Origin of the sequence: Acinetobacter sp. YH16038 (assembly GCF_013417275.1) — a bacterium.
Taxonomy (GTDB): Bacteria; Pseudomonadota; Gammaproteobacteria; order Pseudomonadales; family Moraxellaceae; genus Acinetobacter.
The window spans coordinates 1-1,447 of record NZ_VPEG01000150.1; the positions used below are offsets into that span (position 1 = coordinate 1).

General features: G+C 44.6%; 1 protein-coding gene. It reads left to right on the forward strand.

What is annotated here, in order from left to right; genetic code table 11:
- Positions 1 to 68: 68 nt before the first annotated feature.
- A partial coding sequence (locus tag FTV34_RS17440; RefSeq protein ID WP_180070911.1) for a hypothetical protein occupies positions 69 to 1,447 on the forward strand: 1,379 nt, incomplete at its 3' end.

Genomic DNA, 1,447 nt, shown 5'->3' on the forward strand with positions numbered 1-1,447 from the left:
TTTATTGAAATGATTTTTTTTTGATCATAGACTGTGTCCATACACTGTGCCAAATATATGAGACCTATATGAAATGGCTCTTACTTGCTGTCTTTGTCCTTATCTTGCTTTTCATCCCTGAGATATCTCAGGCTCTAGAAGTCTTTTTCTCACATCCTTTCCGCTTTGCCCTAGCGCTGATCTTAGGGATGATCTTTTACGGGTGGATGACTTTCAAAAAAGAGGGCGAAGAGCTTCCAGGCTTTCTGAAACTTCTTTTTTTCGGGACAAATGGCCTTTTTTTTATCGCTTGGGGCGTAGCTTTTTTCTTTGGTAAAGCAGGATGGTCTGACGCCCTTGCTCATGGCGGGTTTTTGGTGCTTGGGATGCTTGTAATAGCTTTGCTTGAGCGTCTTTATGTACCTTTTACAGAAAAATTTCTGTCTTTCTTCACTAAAAAAGCAGGGACAGAAAGGGATCACTTGACGGATGTACGAGAAGTCGCAAAGGAAGCTGAAAAAAAGCAAAGTGCACCATCTTTTAACCCTGAAAATTTTTATAAAGCGGGCAGTTTCTTTCTCGGTCTCGATGAGAAAGGCGAGCCGATCTACTGGGAAGGTGACCTGCCTCACTGCCAAATAGTCGGGACTTCGGGCGCAGGGAAAGGTCGAGCCATCGGGACGATCGTCGCTCAGTGTGCTTTGGCAGGTCAGCCTTGCTTTATCTTTGATCCGAAAGACGACGAATATGGGGCAGCCCAAGCCAAAAAAGCGGCCGATGATGCGGGGTTGCCTTACTACTACATCGACTTACGGAAAAAAAAGCCACAATTTTCGATCTTCGAAGGGTGTGATCAAGATCAGCTTGAGGAGCTTTTAGTTGCGGGGTTTGAGCTTGGAGAGAAAGGAGAAGCCTCCGACTACTACAAGCTAGCAGACCGAGATATGGCGTGGAGCATTTCTGAACTTTTTGAGGTAGGAGATACACCTCAAAGCATCTTTAAAGCCCATAGCAAAATGATGGATAAAGCTGAAGGATTTAAAGCAAAATTTTCAGAGCTAGCCCGTACTCCATCGATCAACGCAAAACTGGGACTTTCCCTTTTGAGCGTCGTACAAAAAGCGGGGGTTGTTTACATCGTCGGATCGATGAGAAATTCCCGCATCATCCGCATCCAAAAGATACTTTTAGTCTGGCTTATACAGCAAACAGAAATTCGTGATCGTATAGAAAGTACGCCTAAAAAGATCCTCGTCGTTTTGGATGAGCTTAAGTATCACATCTCAAAGACTGCGCTCGAAGCTTTGGGTGCTGCACGTGATAAAGGGCTTCATGTACTTATGGCACATCAAAGCCTTGGTGATCTAAGAGACTGCCCAAGTGATCTAAAGCCTGAAACTGTCATCGATGCAGTCTTTGAAAATGCACCCCTTAAAATCGTCTACAGAGTCCAAAGTCCTGAGACTGC